Annotated in this window: 1 protein-coding gene; it reads left to right on the forward strand. The window is 57.3% G+C overall.

Features of this window, described 5'->3' with window-relative positions:
• The coding region (locus tag ACWXWW_RS17910) for a DDE-type integrase/transposase/recombinase (protein ID WP_455971345.1) at positions 1–396 on the forward strand (396 nt) is incomplete at both ends.

Raw genomic sequence — 396 nt, forward strand, 5'->3', positions numbered from 1 at the left:
TACTTGAACTGCATGGCATCAGCCACGGCTCTGCCGGAGCAAGAAGCATCGCCACAATGGCAACCCAGAGAGGCTACCAGATGGGGCGCTGGCTTGCTGGCAGACTCATGAAAGAGCTGGGGCTGGTCAGTTGCCAGCAGCCGACTCACCGGTATAAGCGTGGCGGTCATGAGCACGTTGCTATCCCGAATCATCTTGAGCGACAGTTCGCCGTAACGGAACCAAATCAGGTGTGGTGCGGTGATGTGACCTATATCTGGACGGGTAAGCGCTGGGCGTACCTCGCCGTTGTTCTCGACCTGTTCGCAAGAAAACCAGTGGGCTGGGCCATGTCGTTCTCGCCGGACAGCAGGCTTACCATGAAAGCACTGGAAATGGCATGGGAAACCCGTGGTA

It is taken from the genome of Microbacterium sp. KNMS (assembly GCF_053851835.1).